A 26,074-nucleotide genomic window follows, 5' to 3' on the forward strand; every position below is an offset into this window, starting at 1 on the left:
TCAGTCCATCTGGTAACGGGGGAAAACCCCTGTGGGCGCGGGCAATTCGGTACCCGGCTTGAGTCGGATCCCGATGGAGTCGAAGTCACGTGCGTCGGTCGTCTGGCCCAGCAGGTCGAGCAGCTTGGCCATCGAGTCCGGCATCACCGGCTGCGTCAGCAGCGCCGCGATTCGCACCACCTCGAGCGTCGTGTAGAGCACCGTACCGAACCGCTGTTGGTCGGCAGGCGCTTCGGACTTGCGCAGCACCCACGGCTCCTGTGCGGAGAAATAGCGGTTCGCCGCGCCCAGGACCGACCAGATCGATTCAAGTGCGAGGTGCATCGCCGGCACATCGTAGTGCGCGCGTACCTGGTCGAGCAGGCTGTCGGCTGCTTTGAGCAGTGCGGTGTCGTCGTCGTTGAACGACCCCGGATCGGGCACCACGCCGTCGAGGTTCTTGGCCACCATCGACAGCGAGCGTTGTGCCAGGTTGCCCAGCTCGTTGGCTAGGTCGGCGTTGATCCGGCCGATGATTGCTTCCTCGCTGTAGCTGCCGTCCTGGCCGAAGGACACCTCACGCAGGAAGAAGTAGCGCACCTGATCGAGGCCGAACGTGTCGACGAGGGCGATCGGGTCAACCACGTTTCCGACCGACTTGCTCATCTTCTCGCCCTTGACGTTGATGAAGCCGTGCGCGAAAACCCGCTCGGGCAGGGCGATCCCGGCCGACATAAGGAACGCCGGCCAGTACACGCTGTGGAACCGGATGATGTCCTTGCCGATCATGTGCAGATTGGCGGGCCAGTACTTTCGGAAAGACTCCGACGCGGTGTCGGGGAATCCCACCCCGGTCAGGTAGTTGGTCAGCGCGTCCACCCACACGTACATCACGTGGTCGGGGTGGCCGGGAACCGGCACACCCCAGTCGAACGTGGTCCGCGAGATCGACAGATCTTTCAGCCCGCCGGAGACGAAGCTGACGATCTCGTTGCGGCGCACATCGGGCCCGATGAACTCGGGGTGGGCCTGATAGTGGGCCAACAGGCGCTCGGTGTAGGCCGACAACCGGAAGAAATAGGTCTGCTCTTCGGTCCAGGTGACCGGAGTGCCCGTCTCGATCGCGGTACGGGTGCCGTCGGGCTCCTCGGCGGTCTCGTCCTCGGCGAAGAAGCGTTCGTCGCGCACCGAGTACCAGCCGGAGTAGGTGCCCAGGTAGATGTCGCCGGACTCGTTCATCGCGCGCCAGATCTCCTTGGACGCCTCGAAGTGGTCGGCGTCGGAGGTGCGGATGAACCGGTCGAAGGAGATGTTGAGCTTCTCCTGCAGCCGCTGGAAAACATCTGAGTTGCGGTTGGCCAGCTCGGCCGCCGAGATGCCCTCGGCGGCGGCGGTCTCGGCCATCTTCTGGCCGTGCACGTCGGTGCCGGTCAGGTAGCGCACATCGAAGCCGTCGAGTCGCTTGAACCGGGCGATCGCATCGGTGGCGACGTACTCGTAGGCGTGCCCGATGTGCGGCGCACCGTTGGGATACGCGATGGCCGTCGTGATGTAGAACGGAATGTAGGAAGGCTCACTCATCAGAGTCCCCACCTTATTGTGTTGCGGTGGGTTCGAAACGCTCAGCCAGGGAGAAGCCGCCGGCGCCGGAGCCGTTGGCTCCGCTGGTGGATGCGCATACGCACCTCGACGCCTGCGGCGCGCAGACCGCCGAGGACGTTCGCGCGATCATGGATCGGGCGGCCGCCGTCGGGGTGGGCCAGGCGGTCACCATCGCCGACGACATGGACTCCGCACGCTGGGTGACCACGGCCATCGAGGCCGACGAGCGGGTCTACGGGGCGGTGGCGTTGCATCCCACCCGGGCCAACGCGCTCGACGACGCGGCCAGGGCCGAGTTGGAGCGGCTGGCCGCCCATCCGCGCGTGGTGGCGGTGGGGGAGACCGGGATGGACCTCTACTGGCCGGGCCGGCTGGACGGCTGCGCGACGCCGGCCGAGCAGCGCGAGGGCTTCGCGTGGCACATCGATCTGGCCAAGCGCACGGGCAAGCCGTTGATGATCCACAACCGGGACGCCGACGCCGAGGTGCTCGACGTGCTGCGCGCCGAGGGGGCGCCGGAGACAGTGATCTTCCACTGTTTTTCGTCGGGACCTGAGATGGCTCACACCTGTGTCGATGCCGGCTGGGTGCTCAGCCTTTCCGGCACGGTCAGCTTCCGCAATGCCGCTGAACTGCGGGAAGCTGCCCGGTTGATCCCGCCGGGCCAGCTGTTGGTCGAGACCGACGCGCCGTTTCTGACACCGCATCCGTTCCGCGGAGCGCCGAACGAGCCGTACTGCCTGCCATACACTGTGCGGGCACTCGCAGAGTTGCTGGACCGGCCCGCCCAAGAGGTCGCGTCCGAGACCGCAGCCACTGCGGCGCGGGTGTACGGAATTAACGGGAGTTGCCGAGAGTAGGCCTGTTCGTTACCGTCTTGTGATCAAACCTCAACCGCCGGCGGTGATCTATGCCGTCCGAGCCGAAATGCGGGTATATGGACGCGCTGAACAAACTTCATGAATCCCGATCGCCGCTACTGCGTGGCGTGGTCGGAGCCCTTCTCGTCACGCTCACCGCGGCGGGCGGGTACGCAGTCGAGTCGCACAAGACCGTCACGCTGAGCGTCGACGGCGCGCCGTTGACCGTGACGACGATGAAGTCGCGGGTGATCGATGTGGTCGAGGAGAACGGTTTCTCGGTTGGCGATCGCGATGATCTTTACCCCTCGGCCGACGAGTCCGTGCACCAGGCCGACACCATCGTTCTGCGCCGCAGCAGGCCGCTGGAGCTGTCGTTGGACGGCAACGACAGCAAGCAGGTGTGGACCACCGCCTCGACCGTCGACGAGGCCCTGGCGCAGCTGAAGATGACCGACAAGGCGCCGGCCGCTGCGTCCCGCGGCAGCAGGGTGCCGCTGGGTGGCATGGCGCTGCCCGTGGTGAGCGCCAAGACGGTCCGGATCGACGACGGCGGCAACGTGCAGACGGTGCACCTGGCCGCCCCGAACGTGGCCGGACTGCTGGCCGCGGCGGGGAGCCCGCTGGAGCAGAACGACACGGTCGTTCCGGCCGCATCGACCCCGGTCACCGAGGGTATGCAGGTTCAGGTGACCCGCATGCGCATCGAGAAGGTCACCGAGCGGGTCGCGCTGGCCCCGGGTAACAAGCGCATCGAAGACGCCTCCATGAACATGAGCCGCAAGGTCGTCGAGGACCCGGGTGCGCCGGGTACTCAGGACGTGACCTATGCGGTGGCCAAGGTGAACGGTGTGGAGACGGGCAGGCTGCCAGTAGCCAATGTCGTGATCGATCCGGCGCGCGACGGCGTGCTGAGGGTCGGAGCAAAGCCCGGCACCGAAGTTCCGCCGGTGACCAACGGCTCTGCCTGGGACGCGCTTTCGCAGTGCGAAGCCGGAGGTAACTGGGCGATTAACACTGGTAACGGATTTTTTGGCGGGGTCCAATTCGACCAAAACACCTGGGAGCGACAGGGTGGTCTGCGGTATGCTCCGAGAGCCGATCTGGCGACAAGAGAAGAGCAGATTGCGATTGCTACGGTGACGCAGGCCCGGCAAGGTTGGGGAGCTTGGCCAGTGTGTAGTGGGAGGATTGGGGCGCGCTGACTATTCGACTGCTCGGGCGGACCGAGATACGACGCTTGGCGAAAGAAATCGACTTTCGACCACGCAAGGCCTTTGGCCAGAACTTCGTTCATGATGCCAACACCGTTCGGCGCATCGTGTCGGCTTCCGGGATCCACCGGAACGACCATGTGCTCGAAGTCGGACCCGGTCTCGGGTCGCTGACTCTGCCCCTGTTGGACCGCGGTGCCAGGGTGACCGCAGTGGAGATCGACCCGGTGCTGGCCAAGCAATTGCCGGCCACCGTCGCCGATCATTCCCACAGCGAGATCAACCGGCTCACGGTGATCAACCAGGACATCCTGACGCTGATGCCGTCTGATCTGACCGATCAGCCGACCGCGCTCGTGGCGAACCTGCCGTACAACGTGGCGGTGCCCGCACTGCTGCACCTGTTGGCCGAGTTCCCGTCGATCCGGACGGTGATGGTCATGGTGCAGGCCGAGGTGGCCGAGCGCCTGGCGGCCGATCCCGGTGGCAAGGACTACGGCGTCCCCAGTGCCAAGGCGCGTTTCTACGGAAACGTGCGCAGGCACGGGATGGTGTCGCCGACGGTGTTCTGGCCGATCCCGCGGGTGTACTCCGGGCTGGTCCGCATCGACCGGTACGAGACATCGCCGTGGCCGACGGACGCCGAGTTCCGCGATGAGGTGTTCAAGCTCATCGACATCGGATTCGCGCAACGGCGCAAGACCTCTCGTAACGCGTTCGCGGATTGGGCGGGTTCGGGCAACGAGTCGGCCGAGCGGCTGCTGGCCGCAAGCATCGACCCGTCGCGCCGTGGCGAGACCCTCGGCATCGCCGACTTCGTCCGGCTCCTGCAGCGGGCCAAGGAAGCCGAGGGCGAGGCCGCTGCGGCCGAAGTCGAGGCGACACAGCAGGCCTAGGGTTTGTCCTCAATGTGAAGAAGATCGCGAGATTGTTCGATAATCTCGCGATCTTCTTCACATCGGGGGTGTGAGCGCCTCGGTGATCAGGCCGACGAACTCCGAACACGAGTCGTGTCGCCGGTCCGGTTCCTTGGCCATCGCCCTGGCGATGATCGAGTCTGCCGAGGGTGGAATCCAGTTGCACCGCTGCGATATTCGTGGCGGCCGGCTGTACAGCTGGTGATCGATCAGGGCTATCGCGGTGTCCGCGGAGAACGGCGGTGATCCGGTCAGCAGCTCAACCGTCGTACAGGCCAGCGCGTACTGGTCCGTCGCCGCCACCGGCGTCCGGCCACTGAGTAGCTCGGGTGCCGAATAGGGCAGTGACGCTTGGATATCCGGATGCGGTCGGGGTGCCTGGCGGGTGATGCGCCGGGCCGGGTCGAGGCTCATCCGGACATGCCGGTCCTGGGCCAGCTTGGCGGCCACGTCCGCGGCCATCGAGTGGGCCACCCCGAAGTCGATCAGCACCGCTCTCGAAAAAGGGTCATCGACAAGGATATTGGCGGGTTTGACGTCGCAGTGCACGATGCCGCGACGGTGAGCGAGATCGAGTGCCCCGGCGATCTGGGTCAGCGCGGTGAGCCGCTCGGGGATGCCGGGCAGGTTGTTCACCGTGCCGCCGTCGAGGAACTCCATCGCCAGCCAGCCCGGGCCCGCCGCGTACACCGTGACGATGTGCGGATGGGTGAGCTGACGGGCGAAGTCGAACTCGCGTTGCAGCCGGTCCAGTTGGGCGGGCCGGCGGTGCCGATCATCGAGAATCTTGAGCGCGACGATGGACCCGTCGGGGTCGCGTGCCTGATATACGACGGAGGAGCCGCCGGTCCCCACGACTTTCGCCGCGGTGTATCCCGCTATTTCCACCTCGGGTGAGGGCACCGTCTCAGCCTAAGTTCACCGACAACCGGGGGTGGGCGGCGATAGTGTCGTGGCCGTGTCAGCTTCCGACGGCAGTACCGCGTCCGAGTGGGTTCCCACCGGTTCGGTGACCGTACGCGTCCCCGGCAAGGTGAACCTGTACCTGGCCGTCGGTGATGTGCGCGACGACGGCTACCACGACCTGACCACGGTGTTCCATGCCGTGTCGTTGCTGGATGAGGTGACGGTGCGCAATGCCGACATGCTGTCGCTCACGATCGCGGGTGAGGGCGTGGAGTCGGTGCCCACCGACGAGCGCAACCTGGCCTGGCGCGCGGCCGAACTGCTGGCCGAGCATGTGGGCCGGTCGCCGGACGTGGCGATCAGCCTCGACAAGTCGATTCCGGTGGCCGGTGGCATGGCCGGGGGTAGCGCCGACGCGGCCGCGGTGCTGGTGGCCATGAACACGCTGTGGGAGCTCGGGGTGCCCCGGCGGGATCTGCACGCGTTGGCGGCTCGGCTGGGCAGTGACGTCCCGTTCGCGCTGCACGGCGGCACTGCGCTGGGCACCGGCCGCGGTGAGGAGCTGGCCACGGTGCTGGCCCGCAGCACCTTCCACTGGGTGCTGGCGTTCGCACACAAGGGCCTGTCCACCCCGAAGGTGTTCGGCGAGCTGGATCGGCTGCGCGCCGATGCCTCGACGGGGGGCCCGCCGCGGGCCGAGGAGCCCGAGCCCGTGCTGGCCGCGCTGGCTTCCGGCGATCCGGCCGAACTGGCCGCGCTGCTGGCCAATGACCTGCAGCCAGCCGCGCTGAGCCTGTACCCGGATCTGCGCCGGACATTGCGCGCCGGCGTGGAGGCCGGCGCCTTGGCCGGCATCGTGTCCGGTTCGGGCCCGACGTGCGCGTTCCTGTGCTCGTCGTCGACCTCTGCGGTGGACGTGGGTGCTGAACTTGCCGGGGCCGGTGTGTGTCGGACGGTGCGGGTGGCCAGCGGTCCGGTCAGCGGGGCCCGGGTTGTTCCGGAGCCGTCGACGTCGGCCTGACGGGCGGGTCAGGCCGTCAGGCTGCTCCGCCGTCACCCCGCCGTTTTCGACGCCAAGGTCGCGAACTTTGTGCCGGAACAACCCCTGAGTGGAAAACGGCGCAGTCCGAACTGACCTCGGCCTGAGAATGTGACGCAGGCCTCAATTAACGCGAGGGTTTGGCAGTTACTTAAGGGTCTCTTAAGATGATCGACGGTGAATGCTAGCGATCTTGCATCGGATGCGACTTGTGCGCCCGCCGTCCACGACGGTGGGTGGTCGCCCAGACGTACACCCGGTTCTGGGGCATCACCTTTTCGAGACATAACTGCTCCCCAATCGTGTGCGCGCGCCTACCCAAAAGCGGTGTACACCGGGCGGAGCATGGATAACCGGGCAACTGCACCTGGCGCACTGTCGTCGGTGCCGGGGCCGCGGAACCCAAGGAGGTCGTCGTGAGCAGATTCACCGAGAAGATGTTCCGCAATGCTCATGAGAGCAAGCGCGGCATGGTGACTGGTGAGCCGCATGAGCCGGTTCGCCACACCTGGGGTGAGGTTCACGAGCGGGCCCGGTGCATCGCGGGCGGTCTGGCCGCCGCGGGCATCGGTCACGGTGACGCCGTCGGCGTGCTGGCCGGCTTCCCCGTCGAGATCGCGCCGACCGCGCAGGGCGTGTGGATGCGCGGCGCGAGCCTGACGATGCTTCACCAGCCGACCCCGCGCACCGACCTGGCGGTGTGGGCCGAGGACACCATGAACGTGATCGGCATGATCGAGGCGGACGCCGTCATCGTCTCCGAGCCGTTCCTGGTCGCCATCCCGGTGCTGGAGGAAAAGGGCATCAAAGTGGTCAAGGTCTCCGACCTGTTGGCCGCCGACCCGATCGACCCGGTGGAAACCGGCGAGGACGATCTGGCGCTGATGCAGCTGACGTCGGGGTCTACCGGATCTCCGAAGGCAGTGCAGATCACGCACCGCAACATCCACTCCAACGCAGAGGCGATGTTCGTCGGCGCGCAGTACGACGTCGACAAGGACGTCATGGTCAGCTGGCTGCCCTGCTTCCATGACATGGGCATGGTCGGCTTCCTGACCATCCCGATGTACTTCGGCGCCGAGCTCGTCAAGGTCACGCCGATGGACTTCCTGCGCGACACCCTGCTGTGGGCCAAGCTCATCGACAAGTACAAGGGCACCATGACCGCGGCGCCCAACTTCGCCTACGCGCTGTTCGCCAAGCGGTTGCGCCGCCAAGCCAAGCCCGGCGATTTCGACCTGTCCACGCTGCGGTTCGCGCTGTCGGGCGCCGAGCCTGTGGAGCCGGCCGACGTCGAGGACCTGCTCGACGCCGGCAAACCGTTCGGTCTGGACCCGCACGCGATCCTGCCGGCCTACGGCATGGCCGAGACGTGCCTGGCGGTGTCGTTCTCTCCGTGCGGCGCCGGCCTGGTGGTCGACGAGGTCGACGCCGATCTGCTGGCCGCGCTGCGTCAAGCCGTGCCCGCCACCAAGGGCAACACCCGCCGGCTGGCATCGCTCGGCCCGCTGCTGCAGGACCTTGAGGCCCGCGTCGTCGACGAGCACGGCGACGTCATGCTGGCCCGCGGCGTCGGCGTCATCGAGCTCCGCGGCGAATCGCTGACGCCCGGCTACCTCACCATGGGCGGCTTCCTGCCGGCTCAGGACGAGCACGGCTGGTACGACACCGGCGACCTCGGCTACATCACCGAAGAGGGCAACGTCATCGTGTGCGGTCGCGTCAAGGACGTGATCATCATGGCCGGGCGCAACATCTACCCGACCGACATTGAACGCGCGGCGGGCCGAGTGGAAGGTGTGCGCCCCGGCTGCGCCGTCGCCGTACGCCTGGACGCCGGGCACTCGCGGGAGACCTTCGCCGTCGCCGTGGAGTCCAACGCCTGGCAGGATCCGGCCGAGGTACGCCGGATCGAGCACCAGGTGGCCCACGAGGTGGTCTCCGAGGTCGATATGCGTCCGCGCAATGTCGTGGTGCTCGGGCCCGGCAGCATCCCGAAGACCCCGTCGGGCAAGCTGCGTCGCGCCAACTCGGTTTCCCTGGTCACCTAGGTCCTTTTTCACCGCGAGCGTGCGTGTCTGCTGCGCGACATGCCGCTCGCGGGCCGCATTTTGCGCACGCTCGCAGCCTGGGGAGATGAAACCCGTCGGGTTGTGTTCTGCCGCAACGCGACGCGTGCCGGCTTTTATTCGCGCTTCCATTCGCCGTAGAACGACATACCAACATTCGTTGTACTGCAGGTGAACTGAGTATTACCTGTGTATTCTGACGCCGAAACTAATTTGACGAGAGGACCGGCATGGTCAAATCCCGATGGGTTTCGGCGATCCTCGGCGCGGGCGTTATCGCTGCCGGGATTACCGCGGGCACCGCGTGGGCGGGTGGTCCCGGCGGCTACGTTGAAGACCCCGAAGACATATTTGCGGCCGTTGGCACCGGCGAATTCGTCGACAGTCTGGCTGGTTTCACTGCGACGGGCGACACCAGTGAAGAGGCTTCCGCAGCGGTGATCGCGGCCTGCCAGAGCGCCGGTGGCGTGGAATGCACCGCCGACGAGGTGACCAACGACAACCTCTGCATCGTGTCCGTGGCCAGCCCCAGCAACCATGCGGTGGCCGGTGGAGCAGGGGCGACGGTGGAGGCTGCCCGCCAGGATGCGTTCGACCGGGCGGCGGCGAACAACACCCCGCTCGATGCGGATTCCCACGTCGTTGTATCGGCCTGCCCCTGATGAGCGAGCGCATGCCGGCGCGTTCAGCGCATGACCATTCTGGTATCGCGGTCGTAGCCCGGAAGGGGAAGGACATGATGAAAGGTCGCGGTAAGTTCGCCGTCGTGTTGGTGGGTTTGGCTGCAGCATCGGTGATTTCGGCGCCCATGGCGTCAGCCCGGCCGACCTGTCAGGACACGGCCACCAAGACGATCTGCACGACCAACGGCAGCACGTCCATCAAGGCGAGGCCCGGAACCACGGCGCCGCCTGCCAACATCCCGGTGTTCCCGTGGCTCGGGATGCCCGGCCGTCGCCGCTAGTAATTTTCTCGTAGAACCGAACATCCGTGAGCGGGCGTGTCATTCGTGACGCGCCCGCTCGTGGTTGTCAGGGAGTCGTCGAGCGTGCGATGCGCTCGGCCGCGTCGGCGACCCGGTTCTGCCGAATGACGTAGCCGCGCAACGTCAACAGGACCGCGACCGGCGCCGCCATCATCGACACCACCTCGAGCATGTCCGACATCAGCTGGCCTGCTTGGTATTTGCGCCGTGGTGCGCGTCCATCCGGTTGTACACCTGCCACCAGATCAGCTCGTGGTCCACGGTGGTGAGTTCACCGCGGTCTTGGCGTTCATCGGCCTGCAGGAGTGTCGCCGCGAGCGCGACGAGGCGCTCGCAGGCCACCTGGGATCCCGGATCGTCACATCCGGCCATCGTGGTCGCGCACAGTGTCCGAACTCGGTGGAACGCACCGCCGGACAGGCCGAGTGCGATGGCCCCGGTGGCCAGGAAGACCGCAGTGGATGCGCCGAACGCCGGCCAGGGCGACATCTGCCCGCCCAGCCACAGCTGGCACAACAGCCACACGAGCATGCCCCACAACGGCCAGCCCCGGGCCAACCGCACCAGGCGACGCTCCGGGGTGCTCAGACCGGGCGGATAGACCACCAGCCGGTAGTAGGTGATGCCGAAACGGCCGGGCCGGACCTGCACGCAGCCCCACTGCCGGGAGCCGTCGAGGAGCGGGGTGAGTAGCCGGATGCCGTCCATATCTCGGGTGTACCCGCTGCGCGCACGGTCGCACCTGGCCTGAACGGTTTCTTTACGACCGGCGGGGAGATCCTTGCACCCTAAGTATAGCTGACTATACTCAGCACGATGAACCCGAAGCTTTCGCCCCGCCTGGCCGAACATCCGACGGTGCGTGCAGTACGCGCCCGCGCCGATACGGCGGTTCCCGACGTGGTCGATGCGGACTGGCTGCGTCAGTTGTGTCTCGATGCCGGTGCCGACGACGTCGCGTTCGCCAGCGTGGACAACCCCGACCTGGCTTCCGAGCGCGAACACGTCGAAGCGGCGCTGCCAGGGGTGCGCAGTTACATCTCGCTGGTGGTGAAGATGAACCGCGACAACGTGCGCTCGTCCACCCGCAGTGTGGCCAACCAGGAGTTCCACCGCAGCGGCGAGATCATCAACGAGGCCGCCCACCGGATCACCCGGGCGCTGGAGGACGCCGGCCACCGTGCGGTGAACCCGTCGGCAACATTCCCCATGGAGATGGACAGATATCCCGGGCGGATCTGGGTGGTGGCGCACAAGCCGGTCGCGGTGGCTTCGGGACTGGGTGTGATGGGCATCCATCGCAATGTGATCCACCCGAGATTCGGCAACTTCATCTTGCTGGCGACCATCATGGTGGGCACACCCATCAGCAGTTACGGTGAGCCACTGGACTATTCGCCATGTCTGGAATGCAAGCTGTGCGTGGCGGCCTGCCCGGTCGGGGCCATCGGGAAGGACGGCGAGTTCGACTTCGTCGCCTGCTCGGTGCACAACTACCGCGAGTTCATGGGTGGTTTCACCGACTGGGCACAGACCATCGCCGACAGCAGCGACGCCGATGAATTCCGGTCCCGGGTCAGCGATTCGGAAAATGCCTCGATGTGGCAGAGCCTGTCGTTCAAGGCCAACTACAAGGCGGCCTACTGCCTGGCGGTGTGCCCGGCGGGGGAGGACGTGATCGAGCCCTACCTCGATGACCGCAAGGAGTTCATGGACCGGGTGCTCAAACCCTTGCAGGACAAGCGGGAAACGCTGTACGTGCTGCCGAACTCGGCGGCCAAGGCCCACGCCGAGAAGCGGTTTCCGCACAAGTCGGTGAAAGTGGTCGACAGCGGAATCCGGGGGGTCTGACCGGAGGCTGGAATCGAATCATCCTGAGCGCAATGCCGGACCGAGTCGCCCCGCGATGGCTAGTGTTTCGCGACGATGGCGACACAGCAGGATGACTTTCGGCTCTGGGCGTTCGGCGATGCCCACGTCGGAACCGACCAGCAGTTCGGCCGGGAGAGCCTGGCCGACGCTATCCGGCAGTCGGAATTCGGTGGCGCCGAGGGTGGCCCGCCGTTCGACTGGGACCTCGCCGTCGACGTCGGAGACATGTCCGGGGCGCATCACAGCCTGCCCGACGACGCCGAGGGGCAGGAAGTTCGCCGGCAACTCTCCGCAATGCGCAAGCATCGACGCGAGGACGTGTATTCGGTGTGCGGAAATCATGACCGCAGTGGGCTTTCCGAACCCGACGCCTGGTGGTGGCAGAAGTGGATCGACCCGCTGGGCGTGCACACCGAACAGTCCGGCGTCGACGCCGGGGCCCGGCGGTATCCGGTTACCGGGACCTGGGAACGGTACTCGTTCCGGGTGGGCAACCTGCTCTTCCTGATGCTCAGCGACCGCAACGAACCGTCGCAGGCTGTGGGCCGGGGCACGCTCGGCGGCAACCCCGGTGGCGTGGTCTCCGCCGAGACATTTCAGTGGTGGGCGAACATGGTTGAGCAGAACCATGATTCGACCATCATCACCGTGCACCACTACGTGCTCAAGGACACCACGGTGGCGTCAGGGGAGTGGGAGGGAGTGCGCCGGGGTCCGGACGGGAAACTCTACGAGCACTACCATCGTCCCTTTCCGGAGGGGACTCCGCAGGGCGCGTCCTACCTGTACTGGGTTGGCGGCAAGCCGGATTCCGGGGCGTTCGAGCGATATCTCACCGAGCATCCGGGTGCGGTGGCGCTGTGGCTGGCCGGGCATACCCACACCAACCCCGACGATTCCCACGGCGGGAAAACCCATATCGAGCAGGCTTGGGGTGGAACCTATTTCATGAACGTGGCGTCACTGAGCCGCCATCACATGCCGATCACGACCCTGCCGATCAGCCGGCTGCTGACGTTTCGCCCCGGCAGCCGGCAGGTGCGGGTGCAGTGCTATCTGCACACCGGCCAGCACGCGCCCCAGGGTTGGTATGCACCGGCGGAGCGCACGCTCACCCTCGACCGGCCGTTCAGTTGGTAGCGGGGGGCGATTCCCCCCGCGAGCAGGCATAAAACTGCCCCTTTTCGCATGAAATAGGGCAGTTTTGCGTCTGCTCGCGCAGAGGTGGCGACAGGGGATTACCAGGCGTGGACGGTGTTTTGCGCCGGCTCCAGGCCCTGGGCGATCAACAGCTCGGTGGCATCGGCGGCCTGTTCACAGATCGTCGGCAGCTCGGTGCGTTCGGCGGCGGTGAACGCCTCCAGCACGAACGCGGCCGGGTCCTTACGACCCGGAGGGCGTCCCACCCCGATACGGACCCGCTGAAAGTCCTTGCCGCCCAGGGCTGATGCAATCGAACGCAGCCCGTTGTGGCCGCCCTCACCGCCGCCGACCTTGAGCCGGATCCGGCCGAAGTCGATGTCGAGCTCGTCGTGGATGACCACGAGCCGGCCCGGCGGCACCGAATAGAACTTGGCCAACGGACCGACCTGACGGCCGGACTCGTTCATGTAGCACCGAGGTTTGGCCAGTATCACCGGGGCTCCTGCGAGCCGGCCGGTGATCACCTCGGCGCCGGACTTCTTGTGCACCTTGAAGGCCGAGCCGATGCGGGTGGCCAGCACATCGGCCACCATGAACCCGACATTGTGCCGGGTCTTGGCGTAGGCGGGCCCGGGATTACCCAGGCCCACCACCAGCAGCGGCTCGGCCATCGAGAGGGTTGCTTACTCGGAGGCTTCGGCAGCCTCGGCCGCCGGCTCCTCGGCCGGGGCCTCGGCAGCCTCGCCGCCGCCTTCGGCCTCGAGGTCCTCGGCGCTCGGGGCCTCGACGATGTTGGCGACCAGCAGTTCGGGGTCCGAAACCAGCGAAACACCGGCTTCCAGGCTGACCTGGCCGGCCAGAATCTGGGTGCCGGCCTCGATGCCCTCGATCGACACGGTGAGGTGCTCGGGGATCGACATCGCGTCGACCTCGATCTCGATGGTGTTGGTCTCCTGGGTGACCAGGGTGCCCGGGACGGCGTCGCCCTCGAGAACCACGGTGACCTCGACGGTGACCTTCTCGCCGCGGCGCACCACGAGCAGGTCGGCGTGCTGGATGTTGCGGCGGATCGGGTGAATGTCCAGGGCCTTGGTCAGCGCGAGCTTCTCGGTGCCTTCGACGTCGAGGGTCAGCACCGCGTTGGTGCCGGCGTGGCGCAGCACGGCGGCGAAGTCGCGGGCGTTGATCTCCAGGTGCTGGGGCTCGGTGCCGTGGCCGTAGAGCACGGTGGGCACCTTGCCGTCGCGGCGGGCCTGGCGCGACGCGCCCTTGCCGGTGCGGGTACGCACGGCGGCGGTCAGCTTGTTGGGGGCGTTCTTGGCCATTTCGTGTTGCTCCTCTATTGCGGTACTGCGGTCAGATCGTCAGCACGGCAGGGTCACAACACTTGAAGTAGTTCCCGCCGATAACGGTGGTCCAAAAGGTCCACCCTCGCCGTGACGCCAGGTCAGGGTAGCAAAGACCGAGGCGCCGCCAAAAATCGGACCGGGAGACCTACAGCGGATACGTGGTCTTGGTGAGCTCTTCGGACAGCTCCCAGAGCGCCTTCTGGGTGTCCACGCGCCGGGCCAGCGGGCTGCGCCCGACGGGCTGGCTGGGGCCGAACTGGCCGAACCGCGGCCCGATGAAGCTGTCTCCGGGCAGGTCCTGGGACACCGCGAACAGCGTCTGACGGGCGCCGAACGACGGCTCGCTGGCGAACACCCGGTTGGCGGTCGCCATCATCCGCTCGCCGAACTTGTTTCCCGTCTGACCTTGCAGGTTGGTGGCCGAATAGCCGGGGTGGGCGGCCAGTGCGCGTACCTGCGAGCCCGAGGCCGTCAGCCGGCGCTGCAACTCGGAGGTGAACATCAGGTTGGCCAGCTTGGACTGCCCATAGGCCAGCCACGCCGAGTACGGCCGGGATTTCCAGTTCAGATCGTGCAGGCTGATCTTCCCCATCCAGTGCAGCAACGACGACACCGAGACCACCCGATCGGTGATCTTGGGCAGGAGCAGGTTGGTCAGGGCGAAATGACCCAGGTGATTGGTGCCGATCTGGCTCTCGAAGCCGTCGGCGGTCCGGCTCAGCGGGACCGCCATGATGCCGGCGTTGTTGACCAGCACGTCGACGCTCTCGACGGTGTCGGCGAACTCGTGTACCGAGGCCAGGTCCTGCAAATCGAGCTTGCGTACCTCGACGATGCCACCGGTCATCGTCTCGGCCGCTGCGGTGCCCTTCTCCAGGTTGCGGACCGCAACGGTGACCTTGGCGCCGACGCGGGCGAGCTCACGCGCGGTGACGAGCCCCAGCCCGCTGTTGGCGCCGGTGACGATCACCCGGCGGCCGGAAAACGAGGGCAGGTCGGCGCTGGTCCATCCACTCATGTTGACCACCCTACGGGTGGCTCTCGATCACTTCTTGGCGACGTTGAAGCCCGCGATGATCGATTCGATGTCGGGACCCTGTGCTGCAGCTTCGTCGGCGTAGGTCGTGACGGTCAGCTGGATGAGATAACGCTGCGGGGGCTGCAGCCCGTCGTTGGCGATGATCACGCGGTTGTAGCTCTGCATGCGCTTGTCGTTGAGGTCGTAGCTGCCCTCGATCATCGCCGACGGGAAGCCCTTCCAGTCCGCGGTGGATGCGTTGAGCTGCTTGAAGTTCTGCGACAGCTGAGCGTCGGCGTAGCCGTGGTCCTTCAGGGCCTTGGGCACGTCGAAATCACCGTGCAAGGCGAACGCGAGCATCATCGCGGTGGGGTAGGTGTCGCCTTTGGCGATCATCCGGGTGCCCGGGGCAAGGTTCGGATTGTTGTACGGATGCCATCCCGGTGGGCTCGGCATGGTCACCGTCAGATGCGGGATCTTCTCGGGCGCGATGGGCTCGCCGACGACACCGGAGTCCTCCAGGTACTGCCAGAGCGGCACCGGCTGATTGTCCGCAGGGGCGGGCGGAGGCGTCGAACTCGTCGTCCAGATCGACTTGTAGTCAGGCGTTTCGGCGCCGCAACCGGTGACCAGCACCGCCAGTGCGCCGGCCGTGGCGAGCAGCCGCTTCACAGAATCTCGCGCACCGAATCGATCGGCCGGGCCAACCGGGTGCCCTTGTCGGTGACGACGAACGGGCGCTCGATCAGGATCGGGTTCGCGGCCATCGCATCGAGCAGTTCGTCGTCGGAGGCATCGGCCAAACCCAGTTCGGCGTACAGGGATTCACGTTTGCGCACGGCGGTGCGGACGTCGATTCCTGCAGCTTTGATCAGCGCGGCGATGTCATCACGCGTCGGCGGCGTCTTCAGATACTGCACAACCTCGGGTTCGATCCCGTTCTCCCGCAACAGATCCAGCGTCTTGCGGGAGGTGGAGCATTTGGGGTTGTGGTAGATGACGGCGGCGGGCGGCCCATCGGATGCAGCCATCTAGGCCGACCCGTCGAACAGTCCGGTGACCGAACCGTTGTCGAACACCGCGCGGATGGTGCTGGCCAGCAGCGGTGCGATGGACAGCACGGTCAGCTGCGGGAACTTCTTGTCGTCGGTGATCGGCAGCGTGTTGGTGACGATCACCTCACGGGCTCCGCAGTCGGCCAGGCGCTGGGCGGCCGGATCGGACAGCACGCCGTGGGTGGCGGCGATGATCACGTCCTTGGCGCCGTCCTCACGCAGCAGCTTGACCGCGCCGGCGATGGTGCCGCCGGTGTCGATCATGTCGTCGGTCAGGATGCAGGTCTTGCCCGCGACCTCGCCGACGACGCGGTTGGCCTTGACCTGGTTGGGCACCAGCGGGTCACGGGTCTTGTGGATGAAGGCCAGCGGGACGCCGCCGAGCGCGTCGGCCCATTTCTCGGCCACGCGCACACGGCCGGAGTCCGGCGACACCACGACCACGTCGGAGTCGGCGTACTTCTCGCCGATGTAGCCGCACAGCAGCGACTGCGCCCGCATGTGGTCCACGGGGCCGTCGAAAAAGCCCTGGATCTGGTCGGTGTGCAGGTCGACCGAGACGATGCGGTCGGCGCCCGCGGTCTTGAGCAGGTCGGCGACCAGGCGGGCCGAGATGGGCTCACGGCCGCGGTGCTTCTTGTCCTGACGCGCATAGGGGTAGAACGGCAGGACCGCGGTGATCCGCTTGGCGCTACCCCGCTTGAGTGCGTCGATCATGATGAGCTGTTCCATGAGCCACTGGTTGAGCGGCGCCGGATGACTCTGCAGGACGAACGCGTCGCAGCCGCGTACAGACTCGTCGAACCGGACGAAGATCTCGCCGTTGGCAAAGTCCCGGGCGGTCTGTGCGGTCACCTCGATGTCGAGTTCCTTGGCGACCTGCTCCGCCAGCTCGGGGTGCGCACGCCCCGAGAACAGCATCAGGTTTTTTCGATTGTCGGTCCAGTCCGTGGCCACTATGGCTGCCTTCGCGGTTGGGGATCGATACGGGGCAATCGTACGTAGCGTTTCTGGTGGTTCGTAGCCGGGTTACCAGATTGCCAACACGAAACGTCGGTTCAGTCGTGCTTGCGTCGCAGCCGATAGCCATCAGTACCGAGGATTGCTGCTCGATATTGACCGAAATCCTCGGTACTACCGGTTGTCCACCGGCCGCTGGCTAAGCCCCTTCGTCTTGGGCCTTGCGTGCGGCTTCAGCAGCGGCTGAGCCCGGACGCTTGCGCTCCACCCAGCCCTCGATGGTGCGTTGGGCGTTGTCCGAGACGGCCAGCGCGCCGGGCGGGACGTCGTCGCGCAGCACGGTGCCCGCGCCGGTGTAGGCGCCATCCCCGACGGTGACCGGAGCGATGAACATGGTGTCGGACCCGGTGCGCACATGAGAGCCGACGGTGGTGCGGTTCTTGGTCTCGCCGTCGTAGTTGACGAACACGCTGGACGCACCGATATTGCTGTGATCGCCGATGTCGGCGTCGCCGACGTAGGTCAGGTGCGGCACCTTGGTGCCGGTGCCGATGGTGGAGTTCTTGGTCTCGACGAACGCGCCGAGCTTGGACTTGGCCCCGAGGACCGTGCCTGGCCGCAGATAGGTGAACGGGCCGACGGTTGCGCCTGCACCGATCACGGCGAGCTGGCCGTGCGTGCGCACCACCGATGCGCCGTCACCCACCTCGACGTCATTCAGTGTGGAGTCCGGACCGATCTCACAGCCGGCGCCGATCTCGGTGGTGCCGAGAAGTTGGGTGCCGGGGCGGACGACGGTGTCGCGGCCGATGGTCACGTCGACGTCGATCCAGGTGGTGGCCGGGTCGACGATCGTGACGCCGGCACGCTGGTGATTGGCCACGATCCGCCGGTTGAGTTCGGCACCGAGATCGGCGAGCTGCACCCGGTCGTTGACGCCGGCGACCAGCGCGCTGTCGTCGACGTGCATGGCCCGCACGGTCCGGCCGTCTTGGCGCACGATCGCGATCACGTCGGTGAGGTAGAGCTCCTGCTGTGCGTTGTTCGAGCTCAAGCGGCTCAGCGCTGAGCGCAGGTCGGCGATGTCGAAGGCGTACACCCCGGCGTTGACCTCGCGGATGGCCCGCTGCGATTCGGTGGCGTCGGCCTGTTCGACGATGCCGATGACTTCGTTGTCCTGGGTGCGCAGGATGCGGCCGTAGCCCGTGGGGTCGGGCACGGTGGTGGTGAGCACCGTGGCGGCGGCCGTCGCAGCGCTGTGCGTTTCGATGAGACCGGCCAGGGTGGCGGCGTCGAGCAGTGGGACGTCTCCGGAGGTCACCACGACCGTGCCGGCGAATTCGTCGGGTAGTGAGCTCAGGCCGCAGGCCACGGCGTGTCCGGTGCCCAGCTGCTGGTCTTGGATGGCGACGTCGATGGTGCGGCCCAGCTTGTCGGCGAGTTCGCCGACGGCGGGTGCGATGCGTTCACGGTCGTGGCCGAGGACGACCACCAGATGTTGGGCGGCGGCGTTGGCCACGGTGTGTACCGCGTGGCTGAGCATGCTGCGGCCCGCCAGCGTGTGCAGCACCTTCGGGGTGTCCGAGCGCATTCGGGTCCCGGCCCCTGCTGCCAGTACGACGACTGCGGCCTGGGTGGTCGACACAGGTGCCCCTCTCTCCGCGTCCATTCCGCGAACGTTCGCGTCTGCTCGAGACACGCCGTCGCAAGCGCGCATTTTGCGCACGCTCGCCATCACCGATTGCTCCGTCGCCAGGACTCGAACCTGAACTATCTGAACCAAAATCAGAGGTGCTGCCGATTACACCACGACGGAATGTCCGGGAGAGACTCTAGTCGAACGGTCTAGCCTGATATACGTGGCAGCACCCGAGAAGGAAGTGCGGGCCCCCCGGGCCCGGATGACCGGCAGCGAACGACGACAACAGCTCATCGAGATCGCCAAGTCGCTGTTTGCCGAACGGGGATATGAGGGCACCTCCATCGAGGAGATCGCCCAGCGCGCCAACGTCTCCAAACCGGTGGTCTACGAGCACTTCGGCGGCAAAGAAGGCCTGTACGCCGTCGTCGTCGACCGGGAGATGTCGGCACTACTGGACGGCATCACCTCGTCGCTGACCAACAACCGGTCCCGGGTGCGGGTCGAACGGGTGGCGTTGGCCCTGCTGACCTATGTCGAGGAACGCACCGACGGCTTTCGGATCCTGATCCGGGACTCGCCGGCCGCGATCACCTCGGGCACGTATTCGACGTTGCTCAACGATGCGGTCAATCAGGTCTCGTCGATACTGGCCGGGGACTTCTCCCGACGCGGGCTCGACCCCGACCTGGCGCCGCTTTATGCCCAGGCACTGGTCGGTTCGGTGTCGATGACCGCGCAGTGGTGGCTCGACGTGCGCGAGCCCAAGAAAGAAGTGGTGGCCGCCCATGTGGTCAACCTGATGTGGAACGGCCTGACCCACCTGGAGTCCGATCCGGTCTTGCACGACGAGTAGGTCAACTGCAACCCATGGGTTGCAGCATCGGGTGGTTATGTGCAACCCTTGGGTTGCAACAATCCCGTCAGAAAGGAACACCCACATGACCACCGACTACGACCGCATCGAGCGCGAGATCACCATCGACGCACCAGCACAACGCGTCTGGGATCTGGTGAGCGAACCAGGTTGGTACATCAACGAAGAACGGATCACCGAACACCGCATCGAGCGTGACGGCGACGTCGCCATCGTCACCGACCCCACGCATGGCAGGTTCGCGTTGCGAACCGTGACACTCGACGAGCCGCGCTATGCGGCGTTCCGGTGGCACATCGACGCCGATGACCTCGACAGCTCATCCACCCTCGTGGAGTTCTGGATCACCCCGGCATCGTCCGGCGTGGTGCTGCGGGTCGTCGAGAGCGGGTTCGCCTCGCTCGACGAGCCCGAGGCCAATCGCCGCTCCCGGTTCGACGATCACAGTGGAGGCTGGTCCGTCGAGCTGGGCATCGCCCAGAAGCATCTGGTGGGGGCCGCCGCCGATGCATGAAAATGCCTCGCCGGTACAGGTTTTCGCTGCGCTCGCCGACGACAGCCGGTGGCAGGTTCTGGTTGCCCTCGGCCGTCGGCCCGCGTCTGCGTCGTCCCTGGCCGAGGAACTCCCGATCAGCCGCCAGGCCATCGCCAAACATCTGAAAGTGCTCACCGATGTCGGCCTGGTGGCGGCCACCCGGGTCGGGAGAGAGATCAGGTACGAGGCGGTGGGGGCTCGGCTCAGTGAGGTGGCGCGGCGGCTCGACGGCATCGCCGCGGGTTGGGAACGCCGGCTTGCCAGGATCAAGGACGCTGTGGAGCGGGACGGCTCAACGTAGCCGCGTGGTCTTCGCGCAAGCGCTCATCCCACATCCCGCGATAGGAGGTCCGCCGTCGTCTCCCGCCGCACCAACACCCGTGACGTGCCGTCGCGCACCGCCACCACGGGTGGGCGGCCCACCATGTTGTAGGTCGAGGCCATGCTGTGTTGGTAGGCCCCGGTGCAGGCGACGGCCAGCAGGTCGCCGGCGTGGATGTCGGCGGGCAGTTCGACATCGTGGACGATCTCGTCGCCCGCCTCGCAGTGCCGGCCCACCACCGTGACCACCATCGTCGGCCCCAGCGCGTGGCGATTTGCCACGGCCACAGTGTATTTCGCGCCGTAGAGCGATACCCGCGGGTTGTCGCTCATACCGCCGTCGACCGCGACGAAGGTGCGTCCGCCGGGCTGGGACTTCACCCCGTGTACCCGGTACAGCGTCACTCCGGCCCGGGCGCTGATGGCCCGGCCGGGTTCGACGACCAGACGCGGCCGTGGAAACCGCTCCGCAGCGCACGCTGTGGTCAGCGCGTCGTCGACGACGGCGGCGAACGTGCCGGTGTCGAGGGCTGCGTCCCCACGGACATACGGAACCCCGTGCCCGCCACCGATGTTGAGCTCGGTCAGCAACACTCCGTGTTCAGCGCGGATGTCGGCCATCGCGCCGATCAACCGGTGCACAGCCTCGCCGTAGGGGGCGGGATCAGTGATCTGCGAACCGATATGGCAATGCAGCCCAACCAGATCGAGGTTGGGGGTGGCCAGAATGCGGGCGGCGGCGCGGGCGGCCCGGCGATCGGCCAGCGCGAAGCCGAACTTCTGATCGGTCACACCCGTGGTGACCGCTCGATGCCCGTGGATGTCGATGTCGGGGGTGACCCGGATCAGCACCTGCTGGGGCCGGCGCACCAGCCCTGCCAGGTAGGTGATCTCCATTGGGCAGTCGATCACGATCCGGCCCACCCCGACGTCGATCGCATCACGCAGCTCGTCGCACGACTTCGCGTTGCCGTGCAGCGCGATGCGCTTCGGGTCGACGCCGCCGGCCAAAGCCGTCGCCAGCTCGGCCGCCGAACACACATCCACCCCCAGGCCTTCCTCGGCAGCCCAGCGTGCGACCGCCGTGGTCAACAGCGACTTTCCGGCGTAGACCACCTCGGTTTGGCCGAGGGCGGCCCGGTAGCGCCGGGCACGGGTCCGAAAATCGGTCTCGTCCAGCACATAGGCCGGGGTGCGGTACTCGTCGGCGATGTCGGTCAATGCCACCCGGCCGACGGTGATCCGGCCCTGCTCGTCGACGCCGGTGGTCAGCGGCCAGATGTTCGGGTCGAGCCGCGGTCGGGTGGCGCCGCGAAGTGAAGGCAGGATGTCCAGCAGGGTCATGACTTCAACGTGGACCGCGGCGGCTGGGCTGTCAGCGGGCTTGACGATCCCTTGACGCCGGCGGGTTCAATCTTGACGGTCTCAGGCCTAGCTCCGGCCGAACGACCGCGTCTCCGTGCTGGTGGCGATGAACCCGTTGCCCTTGACGGGATCGGCCATCCGGCAGGCCAGCCGGATGTCGTCGGTGTGGACGCACGTGGCGTTGCCCGCGTCGAACCGTTGGCCGGCGGGCAGCATCGGCGCCTCGTCCTCGGTGAGGCCGTCGACCGGGCTGAGTGGTGTGTCGGTGTGGGTGAAGGTCATCGGAATCGCGCCGTTGGTGGTGCCGTAGCTGAACAGGTGCGCCAGGTTGGCATCGTTGGGCGCACCGACGAAGGGCCCACGGCAGTCCAGGGCGTACATCGCGCGGTGCTGGGTGGTCATGCAGACGAAGCCGTCGGGGGTGCGGAACCCCTGAACCGGAAATCCCTGGCCCTCGCGCAGGACGTACTGCGCCGGATCGACGGCGGGGTAGGCGGCGAAGTCGGGGATACCGTCCGGTCCCAGGTGCGTCGGTATGGCCTCGTGGGTGGACTGCGATGTCTCCCGATTGGTCAGCCAGATCATCGCGAGCGCCACCGTCAGCACCACCGCGAGCGCCGCCGCCCAACGCTTCATCGGTCCATGATCGCCCCGCGGAGATCGGGGCGGAGCCGAATTCCCCGCCCCGTAGAATGGCCCTCATCATGACCGCACCGGGGCACAACCATGTCCAGACCCCGATCGCGGGTCTCGTCGAGCTGGCATTGACCGATCCGTCCCTGCAGGACGTGCTTCGCCGCGCCGCCGACCGGCCCGTCGATCTCTCGCTCGTCGGGCCGCCCAGCGCCCGCGTGCTGGTGGCTGCCGGACTGGCCCAGCAGGGTCCGTTGCTGGTGGTCGCCGCCACCGGCCGCGAGGCCGACGATCTGACCGCCGAGCTGCGCGGCGTGGTCGGCGATGCCGTCGCGCTGTTCCCGTCCTGGGAGACGCTGCCGCACGAGCGGTTGTCCCCGGGTGTGGAGACGGTGGCTGCCCGGTTGTTGCTGTTGCGCCGGCTGGCCCACCCGGAGGACGAGCTGCTCGGCCCGCCGCTTCGCGTGGTCGTCACCACCACGCGTTCGCTGCTGCAACCGATGGCCCCCGATGTGGTGAGTACCGAGCCGGTCACCCTCACCGTCGGTGCGGAGGCCGAGTTCCAGAGCGTCGTCGCCAACCTGGTCGACCTGGCCTACACCCGCGTCGACATGGTCGGCAAACGCGGGGAGTTCGCCGTGCGCGGTGGCATCCTCGACATCTTCCCGCCCACTGCCGAGCATCCGGTCCGCGTCGAGTTCTGGGGCGACGAGATCTCCGAGATGCGGATGTTCTCGATCGCCGATCAGCGTTCGATCCCCGAGATCCCGGTGCAGAACGTGGTTGCCGTGCCGTGCCGCGAACTGTTGATGACCCCCGATGTGCGCGAGCGTGCCGCGGTGCTCGCCCAGGAGCACCCCACCCACGAGAACAGCGTGCCGGGCAGCGTGCCCGACATGCTGGCCAAGCTCGCCGAGGGCATTCCGGTCGACGGGATGGAGGCGCTGCTGCCGCTGCTGCATCCGGTGCAGCCCACGACGCTGACGCACCATCTGCCCGAGGGTGCCCCGGTGCTGCTGTGCGACCCGGAGAAGGTGCGGACCCGGGCCGCCGATCTGATCAAGACCGGGCGGGAGTTCCTGGAGGCCTCCTGGTCGGTGGCCGCGGTCGGTGGCGATGCGCCGATCGACATCGAGGCGCTGGGCGCATCCGGATTCGTCCCGTTCGAGCAGGCGCACCAGGACGCCGTCGCCGGTGGTCACCCGTGGTGGACGCTGAGCCAGCTGCCCGACGGTAAGGCCACCGAGCTCGATCTGCGGCAGTCTCCGTCGGCCCGCAGTCAGCAGAGTCTCGAAGAGATTTTCGCGATGCTGCGGGCTCACGTGGCCACCGGCGGGTATGCCGCGGTGGTCACCCCGGGTACCGGTACCGCCCACCGCGTGGTAGAGCAGCTCGGCGAATCCGATACGCCCGCAGCGATGTTGGAATCCGGAGCGGCCCCCAAGGCCGGTGTGGTCGGGGTGCTCAAGGGACCGCTGCACGACGGCGTGATCCTGCCCGGGGCCAACCTCGTGATCATCACCGAGACGGATCTGACCGGCAACCGGGTGACGGCCTCGGAAGGCAAAAGGCTTGCGGCCAAACGCCGCAACGTCGTCGATCCGCTGGCGCTGACCGCCGGGGATCTGGTGGTCCACGATCAGCACGGCATCGGCAAGTTCGTCGAGATGACCGAACGGGTGGTCGGCGGCGCCCGGCGCGAATACCTGGTGCTGGAGTACGCATCCTCGAAACGCGGTGGCGGTTCGGATCGGTTGTATGTGCCGATGGATTCGCTGGATCAACTGTCGCGTTATGTCGGTGGCGAGGCACCATCGCTGTCCAAACTCGGCGGCAGCGACTGGGCCAACACGAAAACCAAGGCGCGCAAGGCCGTTCGTGAGATCGCCAGTGAGCTGGTGGCGCTGTACGCCAAGCGACAGTCCGCACCGGGGCACGCGTTCGGCCCCGACACTCCGTGGCAGAACGAGATGGAGGATGCGTTCGGCTTCACCGAGACCATCGACCAGATGACCGCGATCACCGAGGTCAAATCCGATATGGAGAAGCCGGTTCCGATGGACCGGGTGATCTGTGGCGACGTGGGTTACGGAAAGACCGAGATCGCGGTGCGGGCGGCATTCAAGGCCGTGCAGGACGGTAAGCAGGTCGCGGTGCTGGTGCCGACGACGCTGCTGGCCGACCAGCATCTGCAGACCTTCACCAACCGGATGGCGGGTTTCCCGGTGACGGTCAAGGGGCTGTCGCGGTTCACCGATCCGGCCGAGTCACGCGCCACCCTGGAGGGGATGGCCGACGGATCGGTCGACGTGGTGATCGGGACGCACCGGCTGTTGCAGACGGGTGTGACCTGGAAAGACCTGGGCCTCATCATCGTTGACGAGGAGCAGCGGTTCGGCGTCGAACACAAAGAACACATCAAGTCGATGCGCACCCACGTCGACGTGCTCACCATGAGCGCCACGCCGATCCCGCGCACCCTGGAGATGAGCCTGGCCGGCATCCGCGAGATGTCGACGATTCTCACCCCGCCCGAGGAGCGCTATCCGGTGCTGACCTACGTCGGCCCGCAGGACGACAAGCAGGTGGCCGCGGCGTTGCGCCGTGAGTTGCTGCGGGACGGGCAGGTCTTCTACATCCACAACCGGGTGCGCACGATCGACCAGGCCGCGGCGCGCATTCGTCAGATGGTGCCCGAAGCCCGGGTCGTCGTCGCCCATGGACAGATGAACGAGGAGACGCTGGAGAAGACCGTCGAGGGCTTCTGGAACCGTGAATACGACATCCTGGTGTGCACCACGATCGTCGAGACCGGCCTGGACATCTCCAACGCCAACACGCTGATCGTCGAACGAGCCGACACCTTCGGGTTGTCGCAGCTCCATCAGCTGCGTGGCCGGGTGGGCCGCAGCCGCGAACGCGGATACGCCTACATGCTCTACCCGCCCAATTCGCCGCTGACCGAGACCGCCTATGACCGGTTGGCCACCATCGCCCAGAACAATGAGCTGGGTGCCGGTATGGCCGTGGCGATGAAGGACCTGGAGATCCGCGGCGCGGGCAACGTACTGGGCGCCGAGCAGTCCGGTCACGTGGCCGGGGTGGGTTTCGATCTCTATGTGCGTTTGGTCGGCGAAGCGGTGGAGGCCTACCGGGCTGCGGCTGACGGGAAAACCGTTGCCACAGCAGAGGAACCGAAAGAGGTGCGGGTCGATCTGCCGGTCGATGCGCACCTGCCGCCGGAGTACATCGGCAGTGACCGGTTGCGGTTGGAGGGTTACCGACGGCTGGCCGCGGCCACCGATGAGGACGCGGTGAAGGCTGTCGTCGACGAACTGGTCGACCGCTACGGCCCCCTGCCCGAGCCGGCGCGGCGCCTGGTCGCGGTCGCGCGGCTGCGGCTGTTGTGCCGGGAGTACGGCATCACCGAGATCGGCGCGGTGTCGGCGTCGACCATCAAGCTGTCACCGGTGGTGCTTCCCGATTCCGCGCAATTGCGGCTCAAGCGGATGTACCCGGGCGCGCACTACCGGGCCACCACCTCGGTGGTCCAGGTGCCCATCCCGCGTGAAAGTGACGGCATCGGCTCGCCCCGGATCCGCGACCTCGACATTGTCCGAATGGTGGCCGGTCTGGTGCTGGTGATCAACGGACAGACCGAGGGCAGCGTCGACATCACCGCGAATCTGTAATTTTTTTCTTCGGGCTGATCGCCTGGTGACACCGCATTTTTGGA

At 66.7% G+C, this 26,074-nt stretch carries 26 protein-coding genes and 1 tRNA gene; 13 read left to right on the plus strand and 14 right to left on the minus strand.

Features of this window, described 5'->3' with window-relative positions:
* A complete protein-coding gene (gene metG / locus ACZYZF_RS15540; protein WP_463836201.1) occupies positions 1-1,560 on the minus strand; it encodes a methionine--tRNA ligase in 1,560 nt (519 codons plus the stop codon).
* 26 nt (positions 1,561-1,586) lie between these two features.
* On the opposite strand from metG, the gene ACZYZF_RS15545 reads away from it, so the two are divergent.
* The 3 genes from ACZYZF_RS15545 to rsmA all read left to right on the plus strand — a co-directional run bounded on the left by ACZYZF_RS15545 (position 1,587) and on the right by rsmA (position 4,551).
* Complete coding sequence (locus ACZYZF_RS15545) at positions 1,587-2,441, plus strand: TatD family hydrolase (protein ID WP_463836202.1); 855 nt, start codon at positions 1,587-1,589, stop codon at positions 2,439-2,441.
* A gap of 77 nt (positions 2,442-2,518) precedes the next feature.
* A complete protein-coding gene (locus ACZYZF_RS15550) occupies positions 2,519-3,646 on the plus strand; it encodes a transglycosylase family protein (protein WP_463746143.1) in 1,128 nt (375 codons plus the stop codon).
* Positions 3,643-4,551 (plus strand): 16S rRNA (adenine(1518)-N(6)/adenine(1519)-N(6))-dimethyltransferase RsmA, encoded by a 909-nt coding sequence (gene rsmA / locus ACZYZF_RS15555; protein WP_463746559.1) that lies wholly within the window; start codon positions 3,643-3,645, stop codon positions 4,549-4,551. The genes ACZYZF_RS15550 and rsmA overlap by 4 nt, the downstream gene beginning before the upstream one ends.
* Positions 4,552-4,608: 57 nt before the next feature.
* On the opposite strand, the gene ACZYZF_RS15560 is transcribed toward rsmA, so the two are convergent.
* Complete coding sequence (locus ACZYZF_RS15560) at positions 4,609-5,475, minus strand: serine/threonine-protein kinase (RefSeq protein ID WP_463746144.1); 867 nt, start codon at positions 5,473-5,475, stop codon at positions 4,609-4,611.
* Between the two features lie 55 nt (positions 5,476-5,530).
* Here ACZYZF_RS15560 and ACZYZF_RS15565 point away from each other — a divergent pair, with 55 nt between their 5' ends.
* From ACZYZF_RS15565 to ACZYZF_RS15580, 4 genes are all read left to right on the plus strand, one after another.
* On the plus strand, positions 5,531-6,499 hold the full coding sequence (locus tag ACZYZF_RS15565) for a 4-(cytidine 5'-diphospho)-2-C-methyl-D-erythritol kinase (RefSeq protein ID WP_463746145.1): 969 nt from the start codon (positions 5,531-5,533) through the stop codon (positions 6,497-6,499).
* A 434-nt stretch (positions 6,500-6,933) separates the two neighbouring features.
* Complete coding sequence (locus tag ACZYZF_RS15570) at positions 6,934-8,568, plus strand: fatty acyl-AMP ligase (protein ID WP_463746146.1); 1,635 nt, start codon at positions 6,934-6,936, stop codon at positions 8,566-8,568.
* A 248-nt stretch (positions 8,569-8,816) separates the two neighbouring features.
* On the plus strand, positions 8,817-9,248 hold the full coding sequence (locus tag ACZYZF_RS15575) for a DUF4189 domain-containing protein (RefSeq protein WP_463746147.1): 432 nt from the start codon (positions 8,817-8,819) through the stop codon (positions 9,246-9,248).
* 74 nt (positions 9,249-9,322) lie between these two features.
* Positions 9,323-9,550, plus strand: a complete 228-nt coding sequence (locus tag ACZYZF_RS15580; protein WP_463746148.1) for a hypothetical protein — start codon at positions 9,323-9,325, stop codon at positions 9,548-9,550.
* Between the two features lie 67 nt (positions 9,551-9,617).
* Here ACZYZF_RS15580 and ACZYZF_RS15585 read toward each other — a convergent pair whose 3' ends face one another.
* Together ACZYZF_RS15585 and ACZYZF_RS15590 are read right to left on the minus strand one after the other, a co-directional pair.
* Entirely contained in the window at positions 9,618-9,752 is a 135-nt protein-coding gene (locus ACZYZF_RS15585) for a hypothetical protein (RefSeq protein ID WP_463746149.1), read from the minus strand.
* Complete coding sequence (locus ACZYZF_RS15590) at positions 9,752-10,279, minus strand: DUF6611 family protein (protein ID WP_463836203.1); 528 nt, start codon at positions 10,277-10,279, stop codon at positions 9,752-9,754. Before ACZYZF_RS15590 ends, ACZYZF_RS15585 begins: the two co-directional genes overlap by 1 nt.
* A gap of 108 nt (positions 10,280-10,387) precedes the next feature.
* Here ACZYZF_RS15590 and ACZYZF_RS15595 point away from each other — a divergent pair, with 108 nt between their 5' ends.
* Both ACZYZF_RS15595 and ACZYZF_RS15600 read left to right on the plus strand, forming a co-directional pair.
* Positions 10,388-11,422, plus strand: a complete 1,035-nt coding sequence (locus tag ACZYZF_RS15595) for a 4Fe-4S binding protein (protein ID WP_463746151.1) — start codon at positions 10,388-10,390, stop codon at positions 11,420-11,422.
* A 75-nt stretch (positions 11,423-11,497) separates the two neighbouring features.
* Positions 11,498-12,583: a metallophosphoesterase gene (locus tag ACZYZF_RS15600; protein WP_463836204.1), complete on the plus strand. Its 1,086-nt coding sequence runs from the start codon at positions 11,498-11,500 to the stop codon at positions 12,581-12,583.
* Between the two features lie 98 nt (positions 12,584-12,681).
* Here ACZYZF_RS15600 and pth read toward each other — a convergent pair whose 3' ends face one another.
* From pth to ACZYZF_RS15640, 8 genes are all read right to left on the minus strand, one after another.
* Entirely contained in the window at positions 12,682-13,257 is a 576-nt protein-coding gene (gene pth, locus ACZYZF_RS15605; protein ID WP_463836205.1) for an aminoacyl-tRNA hydrolase, read from the minus strand.
* Between the two features lie 12 nt (positions 13,258-13,269).
* Positions 13,270-13,911: a 50S ribosomal protein L25/general stress protein Ctc gene (locus ACZYZF_RS15610; RefSeq protein WP_463746154.1), complete on the minus strand. Its 642-nt coding sequence runs from the start codon at positions 13,909-13,911 to the stop codon at positions 13,270-13,272.
* A 169-nt stretch (positions 13,912-14,080) separates the two neighbouring features.
* Positions 14,081-14,953 carry an oxidoreductase gene (locus ACZYZF_RS15615; RefSeq protein ID WP_463746155.1) on the minus strand — a complete coding sequence of 291 codons (873 nt, stop codon included), beginning with the start codon at positions 14,951-14,953 and terminating at the stop codon, positions 14,081-14,083.
* A gap of 27 nt (positions 14,954-14,980) precedes the next feature.
* Complete coding sequence (locus tag ACZYZF_RS15620; protein WP_463836206.1) at positions 14,981-15,625, minus strand: LpqN/LpqT family lipoprotein; 645 nt, start codon at positions 15,623-15,625, stop codon at positions 14,981-14,983.
* Positions 15,622-15,984, minus strand: coding sequence for an arsenate reductase (glutaredoxin) (gene arsC / locus ACZYZF_RS15625; protein ID WP_463836207.1), 363 nt, complete (start codon positions 15,982-15,984; stop codon positions 15,622-15,624). Before arsC ends, ACZYZF_RS15620 begins: the two co-directional genes overlap by 4 nt.
* Positions 15,985-16,965 carry a ribose-phosphate diphosphokinase gene (locus ACZYZF_RS15630; protein ID WP_463836208.1) on the minus strand — a complete coding sequence of 327 codons (981 nt, stop codon included), beginning with the start codon at positions 16,963-16,965 and terminating at the stop codon, positions 15,985-15,987. It lies immediately after the preceding gene.
* A gap of 202 nt (positions 16,966-17,167) precedes the next feature.
* Positions 17,168-18,613, minus strand: a complete 1,446-nt coding sequence (glmU, locus tag ACZYZF_RS15635) for a bifunctional UDP-N-acetylglucosamine diphosphorylase/glucosamine-1-phosphate N-acetyltransferase GlmU (RefSeq protein WP_463836209.1) — start codon at positions 18,611-18,613, stop codon at positions 17,168-17,170.
* 99 nt (positions 18,614-18,712) lie between these two features.
* Positions 18,713-18,784, minus strand: a tRNA-Gln gene (locus tag ACZYZF_RS15640).
* Between the two features lie 85 nt (positions 18,785-18,869).
* On the opposite strand from ACZYZF_RS15640, the gene ACZYZF_RS15645 reads away from it, so the two are divergent.
* From ACZYZF_RS15645 to ACZYZF_RS15655, 3 genes are all read left to right on the plus strand, one after another.
* Positions 18,870-19,463 carry a TetR/AcrR family transcriptional regulator gene (locus ACZYZF_RS15645; protein WP_463746561.1) on the plus strand — a complete coding sequence of 198 codons (594 nt, stop codon included), beginning with the start codon at positions 18,870-18,872 and terminating at the stop codon, positions 19,461-19,463.
* A gap of 85 nt (positions 19,464-19,548) precedes the next feature.
* Complete coding sequence (locus ACZYZF_RS15650; RefSeq protein WP_463746159.1) at positions 19,549-19,998, plus strand: SRPBCC domain-containing protein; 450 nt, start codon at positions 19,549-19,551, stop codon at positions 19,996-19,998.
* Positions 19,991-20,320 carry an ArsR/SmtB family transcription factor gene (locus tag ACZYZF_RS15655; RefSeq protein WP_463836210.1) on the plus strand — a complete coding sequence of 110 codons (330 nt, stop codon included), beginning with the start codon at positions 19,991-19,993 and terminating at the stop codon, positions 20,318-20,320. Before ACZYZF_RS15650 ends, ACZYZF_RS15655 begins: the two co-directional genes overlap by 8 nt.
* 23 nt (positions 20,321-20,343) lie before the next feature.
* On the opposite strand, the gene lysA is transcribed toward ACZYZF_RS15655, so the two are convergent.
* Together lysA and ACZYZF_RS15665 are read right to left on the minus strand one after the other, a co-directional pair.
* Positions 20,344-21,684 carry a diaminopimelate decarboxylase gene (lysA, locus tag ACZYZF_RS15660; protein WP_463836211.1) on the minus strand — a complete coding sequence of 447 codons (1,341 nt, stop codon included), beginning with the start codon at positions 21,682-21,684 and terminating at the stop codon, positions 20,344-20,346.
* An 87-nt stretch (positions 21,685-21,771) separates the two neighbouring features.
* On the minus strand, positions 21,772-22,341 hold the full coding sequence (locus ACZYZF_RS15665) for a hypothetical protein (RefSeq protein WP_463836212.1): 570 nt from the start codon (positions 22,339-22,341) through the stop codon (positions 21,772-21,774).
* A gap of 68 nt (positions 22,342-22,409) precedes the next feature.
* On the opposite strand from ACZYZF_RS15665, the gene mfd reads away from it, so the two are divergent.
* Entirely contained in the window at positions 22,410-26,030 is a 3,621-nt protein-coding gene (mfd, locus tag ACZYZF_RS15670; protein ID WP_463836213.1) for a transcription-repair coupling factor, read from the plus strand.
* The last annotated feature ends 44 nt before the right edge of the window (positions 26,031-26,074 follow it).

Source organism: Mycobacterium sp. IDUB_24 (assembly GCF_055419385.1).